Genomic DNA, 14,435 nt, shown 5'->3' with positions numbered 1-14,435 from the left:
CAGCAGGATCGCGACCGCCGCCGCCGACACACCGCCGACGGCGGGGCCCAGCGACCGTCCGGAGAACCGCTCGGCCAGCCGGCTCGGCGCAGCCGCGTCCACGGCACGCACGTAACCGGCGTACTCCTCGCTGGCACGCGCGGCCATCTCGTCCAACGAGGCCCGGGCGCGCGCGAACAGCACCTGGCCGTCCGTGGTGCCACCCGACCGCCGCACCTCCGCCTCGACCGACTGGGCGAGCAGTCGCTCGGCCTCCACCCGGTCGCTCTCGCGCAGTTGGCTCACTGCCCCCGTCATACGCACCCTCTCGGTCGATCCGTCACGGCAAGTCTTCCGTCTGGCGCCCGCGTGCGACACCCCATGACCCTCGCGGCATACTTCCTGGTACGGGGGCCACGGGGCCCCCGTTTGGTGAACAGACCTCACCAGGGGGAAAGTTGAGAAACAAGTTCACATGGAGGGCCACCGCGCTGGCGACAGCCGCGGTGGTCGTGTCGACGGCCGGTGCCACCGCGCCGTCGTACGCGGCAGAGCCCACGCCCACCGCGCTGAAGGCCCTCGGGGCCGAGCGGGTGGGAGACACCATCGGGCGGTCCGAGGGACGCACCGTCACCCTCCTCACCGGCGACCGGGTCCTGCTCGACCCGCAGGGCAAGGTCACCGGGCTGATACGTGCCCAGGGACGTGCGCACATACCCGTGCGCACACAGCGCGTCAACGGCAGCACCTTCGTGCTGCCGCGCGACGCGGAACAGCTCGTGCGGGCCGGGAAGATCGACCGGAACCTGTTCGACGTCACCGAGCTGAGCCGCGACCAGTACCGCGAAAGGGCCGGCAGCGGTGTGCCGTTCATCGTGACCTACCGCGGCAGGACCCCCGCGGCGAAGGCCGCGCTGCGCGCCACGGCCGACCCGGAGATCCGGGCCGGGCTCAGGGCCGTCAACGGGGAGGCGGTCACCGTCACCGAGGACGACGCGGCGGCGGCCTGGAAGGCGCTCACCGGGAAGTCCGGCACGGCGACCGTCTCCCTCGACCGCATCCGGCAGGTCCGCCTCGACAGGAGCGTGGCCCGGATCGGCGCCCCGTCGGCCTGGCAGGCCGGCTACCAGGGTGAGGGCGTCACCATCGCGGTGCTCGACACCGGCGTGGACACCACCCACAAGGACCTGGCGGGCGGCAAGGTCGCGGCGGCGAAGAACTTCACCGAGTCCGCCGACACCCGGGACCGCTACGGTCACGGCACCCACGTCGCGTCCATCGCCGCGGGCACCGGCGCGGCCTCCGGCGGCACGTACAAGGGCGTCGCCCCCAAGGCGAAGCTGCTCAACGCCAAGGTGCTGGACGACGAGGGCTACGGCTTCGACTCCGGCATCATCGAGGGCATGGAGTGGGCCGTCGCCAAGGGCGCGAAGGTCGTCAACCTCAGCCTCGGCGGCGGTGACACAGCCGAGATCGACCCCATGGAGGACGCGGTCAACAAGCTCTCCGCCACCAGCGGCGCGCTGTTCGTCATCGCGGCCGGAAACGAAGGGCCGGGAGCCAGGACCGTCGGCTCACCCGGCAGCGCGGACTCCGCGCTGACCGTCGGCGCCGTCGACAAGAAGGACAAGCTGGCCGACTTCTCCTCCGTCGGCCCGCGGGTCGGCGACGGCGCGGTGAAGCCCGACCTGACCGCTCCCGGTGTGGACATCGGCGCGGCGTCCGCCAAGGGCAGCGTCATCGACGAGGAGGGCGAGCCCGTCGCCCCCGGCTACGTCTCCATCTCCGGCACCTCGATGGCCACCCCGCATGTGGCCGGCGCGGCGGCGCTGCTGGCCCAGCAACACCCGGAGTGGACCGGCGAGCAGCTCAAGGGCGTGCTCACCGCCTCCACCAAGGCGGTCAAGGGCTACTCCGCGTTCCAGACCGGCTCGGGCCGTGCCGACCTCACCCGGGCGGTGAAGCAGCGCGTCGTCGCCGAGCCCTCGTCGCTCAGCTTCGGCACCGCCGCGTGGCCGCACCAGGACGACAAGCCGGTGACGAAGCCGCTCACCTACCGCAACCTGGGCGGGACGGACGTGACGCTCGCCCTGACCGCCACCGCGACCGGGCCGACCGGAAAGCCCGCCCCGGCCGACATGTTCACGCTCGCCGCCCGGCAGCTGACGGTCCCGGCGGGCGGCACGGCGACGGTCGACGTCACCGCGGACACCCGCCTCGGCGGCAACCTCAACGGCGGCTACAGCCTGCAACTCACCGCGACCGGCGACGGGGAGACGGTCCGCACCGCGGCGGCGGTGGACCGCGAGGTCGAGTCGTACGACGTGACGGTGAAGGCCGTCGGCCGGGACGGCAAGGCACCCGCCTCCTGGTACGGCGACCTGTCCTCGCTGACCGATCTGGCGAGCGTGTCGTTCGGCGGCCCCGGCAGCACCGCGAAACTGCGGCTGCCCAAGGGCACCTACACCGCTGACGCCTCCGTCGAACTGCTCGACGGGACCGGCGAGCGGCTGCTCGGCGCGGACTGGCTCGTGACCCCGCTGCTGAAGCTGACGAAGAACACCACGCTCGTCTACGACGCCCGCAAGGCGAAGCCGATCAAGATGACCGTGCCCGACACCAGGGCCGAGCAGACCGACCTCACCACCGGCTTCGAGCTGGAGAGCGGAGACCTCCTCTACGGCACCACACGCAGCGTGCCCGGCCTCGGCAAGGGGTTCCGCACCGCGCAGGTCGGTTCGGTGCCGGCCGGCGCCGCGCTGACGGCCGCCGCGTCCACCTCGTGGGCGCGGGGCGCCACCGAGTACCACTCGGCGCACACCCGCAAGGGCAGCATGTACACGGGCCTGACCCAGCACACCGGTACGAAGCAGCTGGCGAAGATCGTCACCCGGCAGGCAGCCTCCGCCACGGGACGCAAGGGCGTGCTGGTCACCGCGTCGACCGTCTCGATGGGCGGCGCCGCCCGGGAGCACAAGCTCCCGCGCACCGCCACGGTGTACGTGCGGGCCGCCGGACTGAGGTGGGCGCAGGACTTCACCCAGCTCGACCGGAACGGCGAGTACGAGGCCGACTACGCGTCCGCTCCCGCCGCCCACACCGCGGGCACGAGCCGCACGGTCACCTTCAACAACGCCGTCTTCGCGCCCACGACCAGTTGGGGCGGCGGCCTTCACCGGGACGGCAACACCCTCCGCGGAGAGGTCAACCCGCTCGCCGACGGATCGGGCCACTACGGCGGCAGCGACTACCGCAGGGCCAGCACCACGCTCTACCGCAACGGCAAGAAGCTCGCCTCGCGGCCGGACGTGCTGGACTTCGTCGAGTTCACGCTGCCCAAGGGCAAGGCCGACTACCGGCTGGTGACCACGGTCCACCGCAGCGGTCTCGCCACCGTCGGCACGAAGGTCAGCGCGTCCTACTCGTTCACCTCCCAGCGGACGAGCAAGGACACCAGGCTGGCCGCCAGCGCGGTGCGCTTCGCGCCTAAGCTCGCCCTGGACGCGACCGCCAAGGCGGGCTCCACGCTCACCGTGCCGGTCAGGGTCGAGGGATCGGCCGCCGGCAAGCAGCTCAAGTCACTGACCGTCCAGGTCAGTTACGACGGCGGCACGAAGTGGTCCACACTGAAGGTGAGCAAGGGCAAGATCAAGGTCAAGACCCCGAAGAAGGGCAAGGCCGTCTCGTTCAGGGCGAAGGTCGTGGACAAGAAGGGCAACACCACCAGCCAGACCCTGGTCAACGCCTACCGCGGCAAGTGACCCCCGGGCGCGGGCCCTGCCGGGCCCCCCCCCACCTCACCACCGAAGCCGGGGCACGTCCCGGCCCCGCGGCCCGCCGGAGCACCACCCGGCGGGCCGCCGGCCGTCGTTCACCGCACGGCTGTTCTCCGGGCGTGTCCGGCGACGGCCCGCCCGTCCGTCAGGAGCGGGCCTTGCGGGTCTGCGACCGGTTGGCCTTGCGGATCGCGTCCAGCAGCTCCGGCTTCGTCATCTTCGACCGGCCCTCGACGTCGAGTTCCTTCGCGAGCTCGTAGAGGTGCTGCTTGGTCGCGTTCTCGTCGACACCCTCGCCGCTGCGACCGCCCTGCCCGCGCGGACGGGCGGACTGCGGGTCGGACGGGCCCTTGCGGCCCTTCTCCTTGCGCTCCCAGTGGTCGCCGACCTTCTCATGGGTGTGCTTGAGCGCGCCGAACGCCACCCGGTGCGCACGCTCGCCCTCGCCGTACTGCTCGACGGCCGAGTCGTGCGCCGAGATCCAGGTGCGCTGCGCGCTCTCCGGGGACCGTTCCAGGGTCGACGGCAGTTCCTGTCGTCCGGGCATCTGTGCGCCACCTCCTCCGATCTCCCGGTCGGGTGTCCCGGTGCGCACCCGGGCAAACAACCCGGCGGAGGCCGTGGGCAGGGTCGAGGCCGGATCGGCCGTCAGCGCGGAGGAGGCGGCCGTGCGGCCGGGGCGCGGTTCACGAGGTCCTTCCGTCCGGTGACGTCCAGGTGGCATGCCAGGTGGCCGGGCCGACGACGCCGTCGACGGTCAGGCCCCTCTCGGCCTGGAAGGCGAGGCAGGCCTCCCGGGAGCGCTTGTCGTAGGCGCCGGTGACCGGGGTGTCCCAGCCCCGCTGACGCATCCGGCGCTGCCAGACCCGTACGCCAGGGTGCACCGTCCGCGGCGGCCAGGTGAACAGCACACCGGGCCAGTACGGGGCGGCCGCCGGGTCCGGGGCGGCGCCCGCGGAGGACACGGAGGTCCCGGTGGTCGGCGCGGTCCAGGAGGCGTACCAGGTCCGCTCACCGACGACACCGTCGACGCTCAGGCCGTTCTCCTCCTGGAAGGCCAGGCAGACGCGCCGGGACTGCTCGCCGTAGGCGCCGTCGACCGTGATGGTCCACCCCCGGTCGCTCATCCGCTGCTGCCAGGTACGGGCGCTGGAGTGTCTCGTCACCGGCGGATAGTGCAGCAGCACGCCCGGCCAGACGGGGACTCCGGGCGGCGGGTCCGTCGGGTCGGGCGGGCCGTCGCCCGAGCCCGGCTCCATGGCGGACAGGTAGGCGCTCAGCTTCCCCGGGCACTCCGTCGCGAGGAACGAGCTGTGCCCGGTGATCGCGGTCGCCGCGTTGCCGGTGCTGCGCAGGCGGGCGATCGCCGTGCGGAAGCCCTGGACGAGCTGGTCGGTGATCGTGTCGTAGGAGCCTGGTGTGCCGCCGACCAGGCCGCACACCGCGTAGAAGCGGTCGTTGGAGTCGGTCGTGCCGTTCGCCGCGGTCCTGATGCCGACGCCGCGACCCTCGTAGACGAAGCCGTGCACGCACACCAGATAGGTGTAGGCGATGTCGTCCCACTGCTTGTCGTCCATGTGGTAGTTCTGGATGCCGCGCACCTGCGAGGGGCATTCGGCGTGGTCGCCGGCCGCGAAGCGAGAGGCTCCGGTGTGGTGCACCGCGACGCCGCCCCGGGCCGGATCGATGTCGGTCGAGCGCTTCTTCGGGGACCGCGCGCCCCACTCGGAGCGGGTGACGAAGCCCGGCATCAGCGTCCCCTCCCGGCCGGTATCCCGCACTCGACGCCGGCGTTCAGCGGCTCACGGGACACGCCGTCCGCGTAGTCGGCGTCCGACACCCGTGGGATGTCGGCGGCGGGGTGCGCCGGGCTGGTCACGACGGGCAGTTCCGCGACGTCGGCCGCGAGGGCCGTACCGGAGCAGATGACGGGGACCGTGGCGGCGCCGACGGCCACAGCCGCCATCTTGCCGGACAGGCCGAGAAAGTCGCGGCGGGTGGTTCGATCGGACAACACGTTGCCTCCGCCGCTCAGTTGGGGTAGGCGCGTATGCTGCGCCAGGTCTGAGGGCCGACCACGCCGTCCACGGAGATCCGCTCCCACTCCTGGAAGGACCTGACCCGCGCTTCGGTCGCCGGCCCGAAGATCCCGTCCACGGTCAGCGGCGAGCCGCCCCAGATCTTGTTGAGAGTGCACTGGACCTCCCGGACGTGGTTGCCGGTGTGGCCGAGCCTGGCCGTCTGGTTACCGCTGTGGTAGCCGCAACTCGCGGCGGATGCAGGGGCGGCCGTCGCCGTCTGGAACGTGACGGCTCCGCCCACCAGGGCAAGCAGCGCGGCGCCGCCGGCGAGGGTCTTACGTAGTTCCATGGGAACTCCTCGGTGTTGTGGGAGGGGCGGCCGTCCGCGAATCGGCGGTGGGCATGCCTTCTCGCCCTTCGTCGTTCGGACGGCCGTTCGGGGCGTGCGCGCACCCAGTCGGGCGTGCGCGGGCTCGGTCGGGTGTGCGCGGGCTCAGGGGAGCCTGCGCAGTTCCTTCCACGTCTTGGGACCGACGATCCCGTCGACCTCACCGGCGCCCATGTACTCCCGCTGGAACCAGCGCACCGCGGCCCGGGTCCGCGGCCCGAAGTCACCGTCGATGGACAGCTGTTGGTTGTGGTACGCGTAGTAGGCGGTGGTGCTGTCGATCAGGTGCTGCACCTCGCGCACGGCGGCGCCCCTGCTGCCCTGGGAGAGGAGCGGGCTGCTGCCCGGGCTCTGGTAGTAGTGGCCGCAGTACCAGCCGATGGCCGCTTTCTGGCAGGAGGCGGCGGCCGAGGCGGTGGGCGAGACGGCCACCCCGCCGCCCACCAGTGCGGCCGTGGCAGCGGCGACGGCCAGGGACCTGCGTACGTTCATGGCGTTCCTCCTCGTCGGGAGCTTCGGACACGTCGGGTTCGTCGAGGGCCGGTCACCGCTTGCCGTAGCGCAGCTCTTCCCAGGTCTGCGGGCCGACGATGCCGTCGGAGGCGGAGGTGCCGATGTAGTACCACTGGAACCACGTGACGGCGCTCTCGGTCGCCGGGCCGTAGATCCCGTCGACGTCCAGCCTCTTGCCGGTCGTCCGGGCGTAGACACTGGTCTCGTTGATCAGCGCCTGGATCTCCTTGACGTGGTTGCCCTGACTGCCACGCTGAGCCAGCGTGCTGCCGGTGTGGTAACCGCAGTACAAACCCACGGTGCTGACACCACGGCAGGTGTCCGCAGCCGCTGTCGCCGGAGCGGCCGACGCGGAGGCGGCGGGCAGCAGGGCGAGCGCACCGGCCACCACGACGGTGGCCAGTGCCGCGGCGGTACGGGCGCGGGTGCGGGCGTTCCTCAGCATGCTCGGTTCCCCTTCGGACGGGTTCGGTGAGTGAGTGACACGGACAGGAGCCCTGTGGGGGGCGGCAACAGTCTTGGGCAGGGCTCGTCCCCCTGCCACGCAATGGGACAAGGTGCCCCGACCTTGTCGGGCCCGAGCCTCTGACCTGGCAAGACGTCGTCCCGTGGAGAACGGCTCCGGGACGTTGTGGGACGGCGGCCCCGGATGCCCGCGCCCACCAACGCGGTTCGTGAGGCCTCCGCCCGGTTCGTGAGGGGTCGGTCCGGGGCGGGGCCCTTCCCGGACCGGGTCGCGGCGCCGGGACTGACGCGGGGTCCGGGGCGGGTTCGGGCGCGGGCGGCGCGCTTCAGCAAGAGCGGCGGGGAGAGCGTGGGCAGGACGCTCTGCGCCACACCTCGGCATCCGGACGTGAACTACTCGAAGCGCGTGCCTCGGGCCGGCTCCCCGGTGGGCTTTCCGGAAACCCTGAGGAACTGCCGGCCCGGGACCGTCTTCTGGATCGCCCTGCCCCTTGCCCTGTTCCTTCTGCTGGGACGGCGGATTGTAGGTTCCGTGGCTGCGGCTCTGGCCGCCGCCCTGCTGGCGTCCTGCGGTGCTGCAAGCCTCATCGCCGGGCACACGGCGGAGTGCGCGCTTCTCAGGTCCGTCCTGACGGTGTGCCGGGTCCCGGAGGACTCTTGACGCCGCTGCGCACCTCGCTGGTCCGCTGGGCCGATGGGAGCGCCGCCTCGACGCTGAGGTGGCGATCGGAACGCCGTCGGCGCCCACGCGCAGGCGCTGCGAGCGACAGCAGCGCACACGTCAGTCGGACGACGCGCGTTGTTGGATTGCCGGCCCGGGCGCAAGACGTTCCCTCGGTGGCTGAAAAAGGCATTGACTTCTTGGGCGGATTCAGCAATTCCCCTGTTATGTAAGGTGCTTGAGCGGCAATTGAGCTTGACGTGTTCTCGAAGGGCTGCTTATAGTCGACCGTAAGATCGAGTTGTAGGGGTTGCGCAGTGCGTCCACTGGAACGGGCGCCAGAAGTGCAACGTTCGACACGCCGAAAACCATTCGCTCGTATGACCACCGACGAAAGGTTAGTGAAGTGCGATCTGAATCGACTCTGACGCGACCGGAATCATGCGCTACCCGCCCGGAGGCGCTGGCCGCGCAAGATTTCGCAAACACGGTTCTCAGTGGAGCGGCGCCGGGCTTCCACTCCGACTGCGAGACTCCCGCCATGGCCACACCGGCCACGCCGACCGCAGCTCAGTTCGTCATCCAGGGCAGCACGATCTGCCTGGTCTGCTGACGGTGGGTTGACCCACGTGACGGGGAAGCCTGCGTGCTTCGTCAGGTTTCCCCGTCACCTGGGCCCCGAGCGAAAATGACGGCAGCCAGGTTGCGACGCGGGAGACGAAGGAACCGGTGAAATGGAAGCGGCGGAGGCAGCGTACCTCGAGCGTAACTGCCGCACAGGAAGCAGTTGATCGGGTATTTCTGCCGCTGGCGGTCGGGCAGATTCTGGCTGCTGCGGAGACTCTTGTTCTCCGGAAGGAATTTGACGACGACGGCTATCTTCGGGGCACGTCGGCCCGGCAGTACCCGCCCGGCAGCCTGAGGAGCCGGATCGGCCGCGTCCTTGACCATCCGCGCACCCCCAGAATACTCGCGGGAGTGACCCTTGCGGCTTCGGCCGGTCTCGTACTCGCACGCGGCAATCGGAAGGCACAGATCACTGCGGCGACCGTCATCGGAACATGCAACCGGCTGAGCGAGATCCGCACACCGTACGGACGTGACGGTGCGGACCAGATGACGGCCATCATCACGCAGTACCGTGCCCTCACGGCGCTGATCCCCGACCAGCAGGTCGCCGACGACCTCTTTCTGCGTGCGGTCAATTTTCAGGCTGCGCTCAGCTATGCGGTCTCGGGCGTCGCCAAGGCGTTCGGGAGTAGCTGGGTGCAGGGCGACGCCTTGCTCGAAGTTCTGCAGACCGAGGCATACGGCAGGGGGCCGGCCGCGGCCTTCCTGCGCAGGAACCCCAGACTCTGCCGGGCCCTGACGGTGGCCACGGTGGTGTGGGAAGCCTCCTTCCCGCTCATCTACCTGCTGCCCCGCAGGCAGGCCTCTCACGTGCTCTCGGCAGTCAAGACCTTCCACGTCGGCGTGGCGGCGACCATGGAGCTGCCCCGCTTCGTGTGGGGGTTCTTCGGATCCCACGGAGCGGTCGGCTACGTTCTGGACACCCGAGGCGCACGCCGGACGTTCGAGAAGACCGTGCTCGGCATCGCCGGCGGTGTCGTCCTGGCAAGCGCCCTGATCGCCCGCGAGAAGCGCACGATCGCCGAGCAGCGGAGGCTCGGCCCCAAGGGCGCCACTCGCCTCCAGCGTGGCGACGGCGCCGTCGAATACCGGGTCGACCGCCCGGCGGACGGTGTGGCCTCCCGTGCGGTGATCATCCTTGAGTGCGGCTTGGGGCAGTCCCTCGAATCCTGGGAGTGGGTCGCGGAGAATCTCGCACGTCACCACACGGTCATCCGCTACCACCGGCCCGGATACGGCCTCACGACATCGCGGGCGCCGAGCGGCGACCTCCTTGCCGCTGTACTCGACGAGGTCGGGGCCGAGGGGGAGATCGTGGTGGTCACCCACTCGATCGGTTCGCTGAGCGCGGCCTCCTACGTGGGGGCCAAGCGCTTCGCCGACCGCGTCAGCAAACTGGTCATTGTCGACGGTACCGACCCGGCGCTTCTGGAGGAGGACCGTACGGACCGCAGGCGGCTCGGCAAGTTCCTCCAGGCACAGATCTACACACTGCTGGCGGCCGTGACCGGAGTCTACGAGTGGGCGCCCAACGCGGTGGAGCGGCAGGCGGGATACACGCCCGACACCCAGTACAGCCATGTGCAGTTCGTGTTCTCGCCGAGGAACATCGTCAACTCGGTTCGTGAGTACCGGGGAATGCGGACCGACGGTGTCGTCTCCAGCCTCGGTGCGATCGAGTCGGTCCTGGTCATCGCCTCGGAGGAGTTCGCTGAGCAGCAGGCGGTGCTGGCAGAGAAGGTCGGGGCGAAGTTCGAGGTGGTGCCCGGCTCCGCGCACCGGTCGATCATCGGGTTCCGCCACCACGCCGAGAAGGTCGAAGGCGCTATCAGAAGGTTCATGGATGCTTGCTGACCGGATCAAGGGCGCTGCGGCGTCCTGTGCCGTCGGGGCACTCGCGGCCCACCTGGTCGCTACCGTTCTGCAGAACACCCCGGACTCCTACAATCAGGACCTGCGCAAGTTCACGGGCGGCTGGCCCCTTCCCGGATGGAGGTTCTTCGCGCCGAATCCGGGTGTGCAGAACGTGCACCTGCTGGTGCGTGAAACCACCAGCGACGGTCCCACGCCGTGGCGAGATGTGACCCCCGTCGTGCCGCACGGATGGACACAGGTGCTGTACAACCCACGGAGCCGCGGTCCCAAGGCGCTGTTCGACGCCATGCAACAGCTTTCTGTCATGAGTGCTAATCAGGCCGACTTCGGCTGGGTCACGCAGAGTCTGCCGTACGAGCTGGTGCTCGCGGCGAGCCGAGCCGCAGCGGCGGACGGGGCACAGGCACTTCAGTTCCTGCTGATGAACGTGTTTCCCAGCGCGCCGGCGGAACATCGGATGAAGCCGATCCTCACCTCCGAGTGGATATCTCTGGGCAGTGGCCCCCGCGTCGCGGGAGCCGCCGGGTGAACGTGGAGAAGTTCGAAGGAGCGCAACTGCATCTCCACATCACGGGCTCCATCAGTGCGGCGCTCGTGCCGTGGTGGATCCACTGGCTGCGGGAGCTTCATCCGGGCCTGGTGGTGAACGTTTCGGTGACGCCTGCCGCGTCGCGGTTCCTGGCGCTCCGGGCCCTTCGACACCTGGCCAACGGCAAGGTGTGGCTCGACTCCTGGGAGGACTCGCAGACACCGCCCGAGGTCAACTCCGGTAGGAGCGGTGACTCCGAGTGCTTTCTGATCTTCCCAGCCACCCTGGACACCGTCATGCGCCTGGCGCAGGGACGTGCGGACTCCCCTGCTCTTCTGATGCTGCAGGTGACGGACGCACCCATCGTGATCGCTGATACGTTCCCGGGGGCCAACGAGATCGTCGAGAGCCACCTGCAGACCCTCAAGCTCCGCCCGAACGTCGAGTTCGCGCCGCGGGTCAACGGCGTACGCGCGAGCAACCGTTCAACGGCCGAGGTGGGCTTCAACCTGCCGGGTGCCCTCTCAGTAGCCAACAGAAAGCTGAAGGAAGGTCGTCCCCGTGAGTGACCCGAGCGTGTACGACGAGGCGGCGATCGAGGCGTATGACCTGGTGTCCACGATGCTCTCCCCAGGAGCCGGACTTGCTGCCTGGGTGTCGTCGCACCGGTCCTTGGCCGGGTGCAGCGCCCTGGACCTGGGGTGCGGTACGGGTGTGTCCTCGTTTGCCCTCGCCGAGGCCGGCGCGCAGGTCGTGGCGGTCGACGCTTCGCGGCCGTCGCTGGACCTGCTCGAGGGAAAACGGCTCGACCGCGATGTCGAAGCGGTGGAGGGCGATTTCCGGAGTTTTCGATGCGACTCCGCATTCGACGTCATCACCCTGTCGCGGAACACCTTCTTCCTTGCCCAGGAACAGGAAGAGAAGATCGACCTCTTGCGTGTCATCGCACGGCATCTGAAACCGGAAGGTGCGGCCTTCCTCGACTGCACTGACCCTGCTGAATACCAACGGGCGGGTGGCGACGCACACTCGGTCACCTATCCGCTGGGCCGCGAGCAGATGGTGACGGTGACGCAGACCGCAGACCGTGCCACCCAGGAGGTTCTGAGCATCTTCCTGGTCCAGAGTGCGTCGACACTGACCGCGTTCCACGAGCAAGCCACCTGGGCTACGCTTGCCGAGATCCGGCTGATGGCACGGATCGCGGGTCTGGAAGTGGCGCACGTCAACGGGTCGTATGCGGGAGAGCCGTACAGCGCGCGCTCGCGGGAGATGCTGGTAGTTCTGGAGCGGCAGTGAGTGAGGTTCCCGCGATCGCGGCCGAGGACGCCACGGTCGTCCTGGACGGGACAACACTGCTCGCGCCGACGACGTTCGCGGTGATGCCGGGCGAGTTCTGGTGCCTCACCGGCAGCAACGGCTCCGGGAAGACGACCCTGCTGCGGGCCTTTCTGGGCAGCCGGAAGCTGACGGACGGCTCCGTGCGCGTGCGTGGTGAGGCCGTCGACCTGGCCAGGCCCGAGCACCGGCGACTCGTCGCCTCGCTGGTCGAACCCGTCCCCGTGGCACGCGACATGACGCTGCGCGAGCAGGTGACCCTGGTCGCCGCGTCCTGGTACGGCAACACCACGAGAACCGCCGAGCGCGCCGAAGAGGTCATCGAGCAACTGGGGCTTCCCGCGCTGGGCCGGCGGTTCCCCTCCCAGCTCTCCTCCGGCCAGCTTCAACTCTTCAGCCTCGCACTGACGCTGGTCCGCCCGGCGGGCGTCGTTCTGCTCGACGAGCCGGAGCGGCATCTCGACACCGATCGTGTCGACCTCGTCGCCACACTGATCACCGAGCGCGCGGCGCAGGGCACCGCCTTCCTGGTCGCCACGCACGAGGACGCCGTGGTGGACGCCTGCGACGGCGTCGTGGAGCTGGGATGACAACGGAAGCGCTCACCGCGGTCGAGCCCGATCCCAGGGTCCGGGTCCGCGCCGTTCGGCACCGGTACGCCCGCCGCGGTGACCGCCCCACGGGGCGGGACTGGGCGTACACCCTCTACGTCGCCGCCATCCTCGCTCTCGTCTACCTGGTGCCCGTCGTCCACCTGGTGGAGACCTCGCCGACGCTCCTTCCCCTGGAGTCGCCCGGGGCGGCGACTCCCGTGGCGTGCCTGGTCGCGGCGGCGGTGGTCTGGGGCGCCCAGCTCACCGGCCGGTTCTGGGGACCGCTGGTGATCAAGCCGTTCCTGCTGCACGTGTTCGTGTCCACGGACCTGTCGCCCACGCACTACCTCGGCACGATCGCCCGCCGTCGGCTGGTGTACGCGGGACTCGGCACGCTGCTCGCGGTGTGCACGGCGACGTTCCTCTTGACCGACCTGTTCGACCACGCACGCACCGCTTCCGTACCGCAGGGCACCGCCGTCGCGCTGGGCATCGGTGCCGTCGGCTCCTCGGCCTGGCTGTGGGGACAGGCCCGGACGGTGCGCGACAACCTGCTGCTCGCCGCTGCCGTGGCCGCCGTGGCGGTCGCGACGGCGCTGCTCGGCCGGTCCGCCCTCTTGGACGGGGGCGGCCTGTGGCTCGTCACCGGTGTGCTGGCGGTCTCGGCGGCGGTACTGGGCCGGTCCGCTTTCCGGTCCGTCCGTACCGTCGACCTCGCCCGGCTCGCACGCGAGTCGGCGCGTGCCGCCGAGGCCCAGACCTTCGCCTGGACCGGCACGCTCCACCACGCACTGGATCTGTACCGCCCGGAGCCGCGCGGACTCACGTCGGCCCTGGTACGTCCGGACGGCCGCCTGCGCGGCCACCTCGCACAGGGAGTGGTCCGGGCGCTCCGCACGCCGGGTCGCGCGATCGCGGGCGCGGCGTCCCTGCTGGCCGGCGGCGCCCTGCTGACGCTCGGCGTCGCAGAGCCGGACGCCGGACCGGCGACGCTGTTCTGGGTGGCCGGCTCGGTCGGCGTCTACTGGGGATCGGGGTGGGTCGCCGAGACGTGGCGCGGCCTGCGCGACGAGCTGATCCTGGCCCCGTTGCTCGGTGAGTGGTGGGGCGGCGTGCTCGCCCGCACCCTGGCCTGGCCGGTCGTCGCGGTGGTGGTCACGGCAGGGCTGGCGGGGGGAGTCGCGGTTGTGGCCGGGTGGCCGCTCGGGGGCGGTGGACCGGCCGATGCGGTACTGCTCGCCACCGGGTCGGTGGTGCTCGTGCTCGGCGCCAGGTTCCTGCGCGAGATGAAGACGAACCTGCCGATCGAACTGCTGCTGCCCGTCATCACCCCCCTCGGGGACCTCTCCGGCCTCCGGGTCTTCGTGTGGCAGTTCGACGGACTCGCCGTCGTGCTGATCGGCGTTCTCGTGATGAACGAGATGCCGTCCGCGATCGCTGCGTTCCCGGTCGCGCTGGGCACGGCGGCCTGGTGCGTCTGGGCGGGCCTGCGCCGGACGGGGTGGGCGAACCGGGCCCTGTTCACCCGTCTCGGCCGGGCGTGACACCGTCCGGCCCCGGTCCACGGCGAGCGGGGCGGTACCGAAGGCGACGTGACGGACACCGCCCGGTGGCCGAGCAGGCCGGCAAGGCGGCCACCCGGGCCGCTCGGCGCCAGGTCCGTGAGG

Annotated in this window: 15 protein-coding genes; 8 read left to right on the top strand and 7 right to left on the bottom strand. The window is 70.5% G+C overall.

Annotated elements, in window-relative coordinates; genetic code table 11:
- The coding region (locus tag ACYVE9_RS05465; RefSeq protein ID WP_461026564.1) for a hypothetical protein at positions 1-285 on the bottom strand (285 nt) is incomplete at its 3' end.
- Positions 286-437: 152 nt separating this feature from the next.
- Here ACYVE9_RS05465 and ACYVE9_RS05460 point away from each other — a divergent pair.
- On the top strand, positions 438-3,740 hold the full coding sequence (locus ACYVE9_RS05460) for a S8 family peptidase (protein WP_461026563.1): 3,303 nt from the start codon (positions 438-440) through the stop codon (positions 3,738-3,740).
- Between the two features lie 160 nt (positions 3,741-3,900).
- Here ACYVE9_RS05460 and ACYVE9_RS05455 read toward each other — a convergent pair whose 3' ends face one another.
- The 6 genes from ACYVE9_RS05455 to ACYVE9_RS05430 all read right to left on the bottom strand — a co-directional run bounded on the left by ACYVE9_RS05455 (position 3,901) and on the right by ACYVE9_RS05430 (position 7,122).
- On the bottom strand, positions 3,901-4,302 hold the full coding sequence (locus ACYVE9_RS05455; protein ID WP_461026562.1) for a ChaB family protein: 402 nt from the start codon (positions 4,300-4,302) through the stop codon (positions 3,901-3,903).
- Between the two features lie 139 nt (positions 4,303-4,441).
- Complete coding sequence (locus ACYVE9_RS05450) at positions 4,442-5,506, bottom strand: peptidoglycan-binding protein (protein WP_461026561.1); 1,065 nt, start codon at positions 5,504-5,506, stop codon at positions 4,442-4,444.
- Positions 5,506-5,769: a hypothetical protein gene (locus ACYVE9_RS05445; RefSeq protein ID WP_461026560.1), complete on the bottom strand. Its 264-nt coding sequence runs from the start codon at positions 5,767-5,769 to the stop codon at positions 5,506-5,508. Before ACYVE9_RS05445 ends, ACYVE9_RS05450 begins: the two co-directional genes overlap by 1 nt.
- Positions 5,770-5,786: 17 nt before the next feature.
- On the bottom strand, positions 5,787-6,125 hold the full coding sequence (locus ACYVE9_RS05440; RefSeq protein WP_461026559.1) for a peptidoglycan-binding domain-containing protein: 339 nt from the start codon (positions 6,123-6,125) through the stop codon (positions 5,787-5,789).
- Positions 6,126-6,269: 144 nt separating this feature from the next.
- Positions 6,270-6,656 carry a peptidoglycan-binding domain-containing protein gene (locus ACYVE9_RS05435; protein WP_461026558.1) on the bottom strand — a complete coding sequence of 129 codons (387 nt, stop codon included), beginning with the start codon at positions 6,654-6,656 and terminating at the stop codon, positions 6,270-6,272.
- Positions 6,657-6,708: 52 nt separating this feature from the next.
- Complete coding sequence (locus tag ACYVE9_RS05430) at positions 6,709-7,122, bottom strand: peptidoglycan-binding domain-containing protein (protein WP_461026557.1); 414 nt, start codon at positions 7,120-7,122, stop codon at positions 6,709-6,711.
- A 1,087-nt stretch (positions 7,123-8,209) separates the two neighbouring features.
- Between ACYVE9_RS05430 and ACYVE9_RS05425 the strand changes: the two genes are divergently transcribed.
- From ACYVE9_RS05425 to ACYVE9_RS05395, 7 genes are all read left to right on the top strand, one after another.
- Complete coding sequence (locus tag ACYVE9_RS05425; RefSeq protein ID WP_461026556.1) at positions 8,210-8,416, top strand: cypemycin family RiPP; 207 nt, start codon at positions 8,210-8,212, stop codon at positions 8,414-8,416.
- A gap of 116 nt (positions 8,417-8,532) precedes the next feature.
- On the top strand, positions 8,533-10,287 hold the full coding sequence (locus tag ACYVE9_RS05420) for an alpha/beta fold hydrolase (RefSeq protein WP_461026555.1): 1,755 nt from the start codon (positions 8,533-8,535) through the stop codon (positions 10,285-10,287).
- Complete coding sequence (locus ACYVE9_RS05415) at positions 10,277-10,837, top strand: hypothetical protein (RefSeq protein WP_461026554.1); 561 nt, start codon at positions 10,277-10,279, stop codon at positions 10,835-10,837. The genes ACYVE9_RS05420 and ACYVE9_RS05415 overlap by 11 nt, the downstream gene beginning before the upstream one ends.
- Entirely contained in the window at positions 10,834-11,406 is a 573-nt protein-coding gene (locus ACYVE9_RS05410) for a CypD family RiPP peptide-cysteine decarboxylase (RefSeq protein ID WP_461026553.1), read from the top strand. The genes ACYVE9_RS05415 and ACYVE9_RS05410 overlap by 4 nt, the downstream gene beginning before the upstream one ends.
- On the top strand, positions 11,399-12,136 hold the full coding sequence (locus tag ACYVE9_RS05405; RefSeq protein WP_461026552.1) for a class I SAM-dependent methyltransferase: 738 nt from the start codon (positions 11,399-11,401) through the stop codon (positions 12,134-12,136). Before ACYVE9_RS05410 ends, ACYVE9_RS05405 begins: the two co-directional genes overlap by 8 nt.
- Entirely contained in the window at positions 12,133-12,765 is a 633-nt protein-coding gene (locus tag ACYVE9_RS05400) for an ABC transporter ATP-binding protein (protein WP_461026551.1), read from the top strand. Before ACYVE9_RS05405 ends, ACYVE9_RS05400 begins: the two co-directional genes overlap by 4 nt.
- On the top strand, positions 12,762-14,312 hold the full coding sequence (locus tag ACYVE9_RS05395; RefSeq protein ID WP_461026550.1) for a hypothetical protein: 1,551 nt from the start codon (positions 12,762-12,764) through the stop codon (positions 14,310-14,312). Before ACYVE9_RS05400 ends, ACYVE9_RS05395 begins: the two co-directional genes overlap by 4 nt.
- Positions 14,313-14,435: the final 123 nt, after the last annotated feature.

The organism is Streptomyces sparsus, from assembly GCF_054776295.1.
This window is presented reverse-complemented; position numbering and strand designations above follow the sequence as displayed.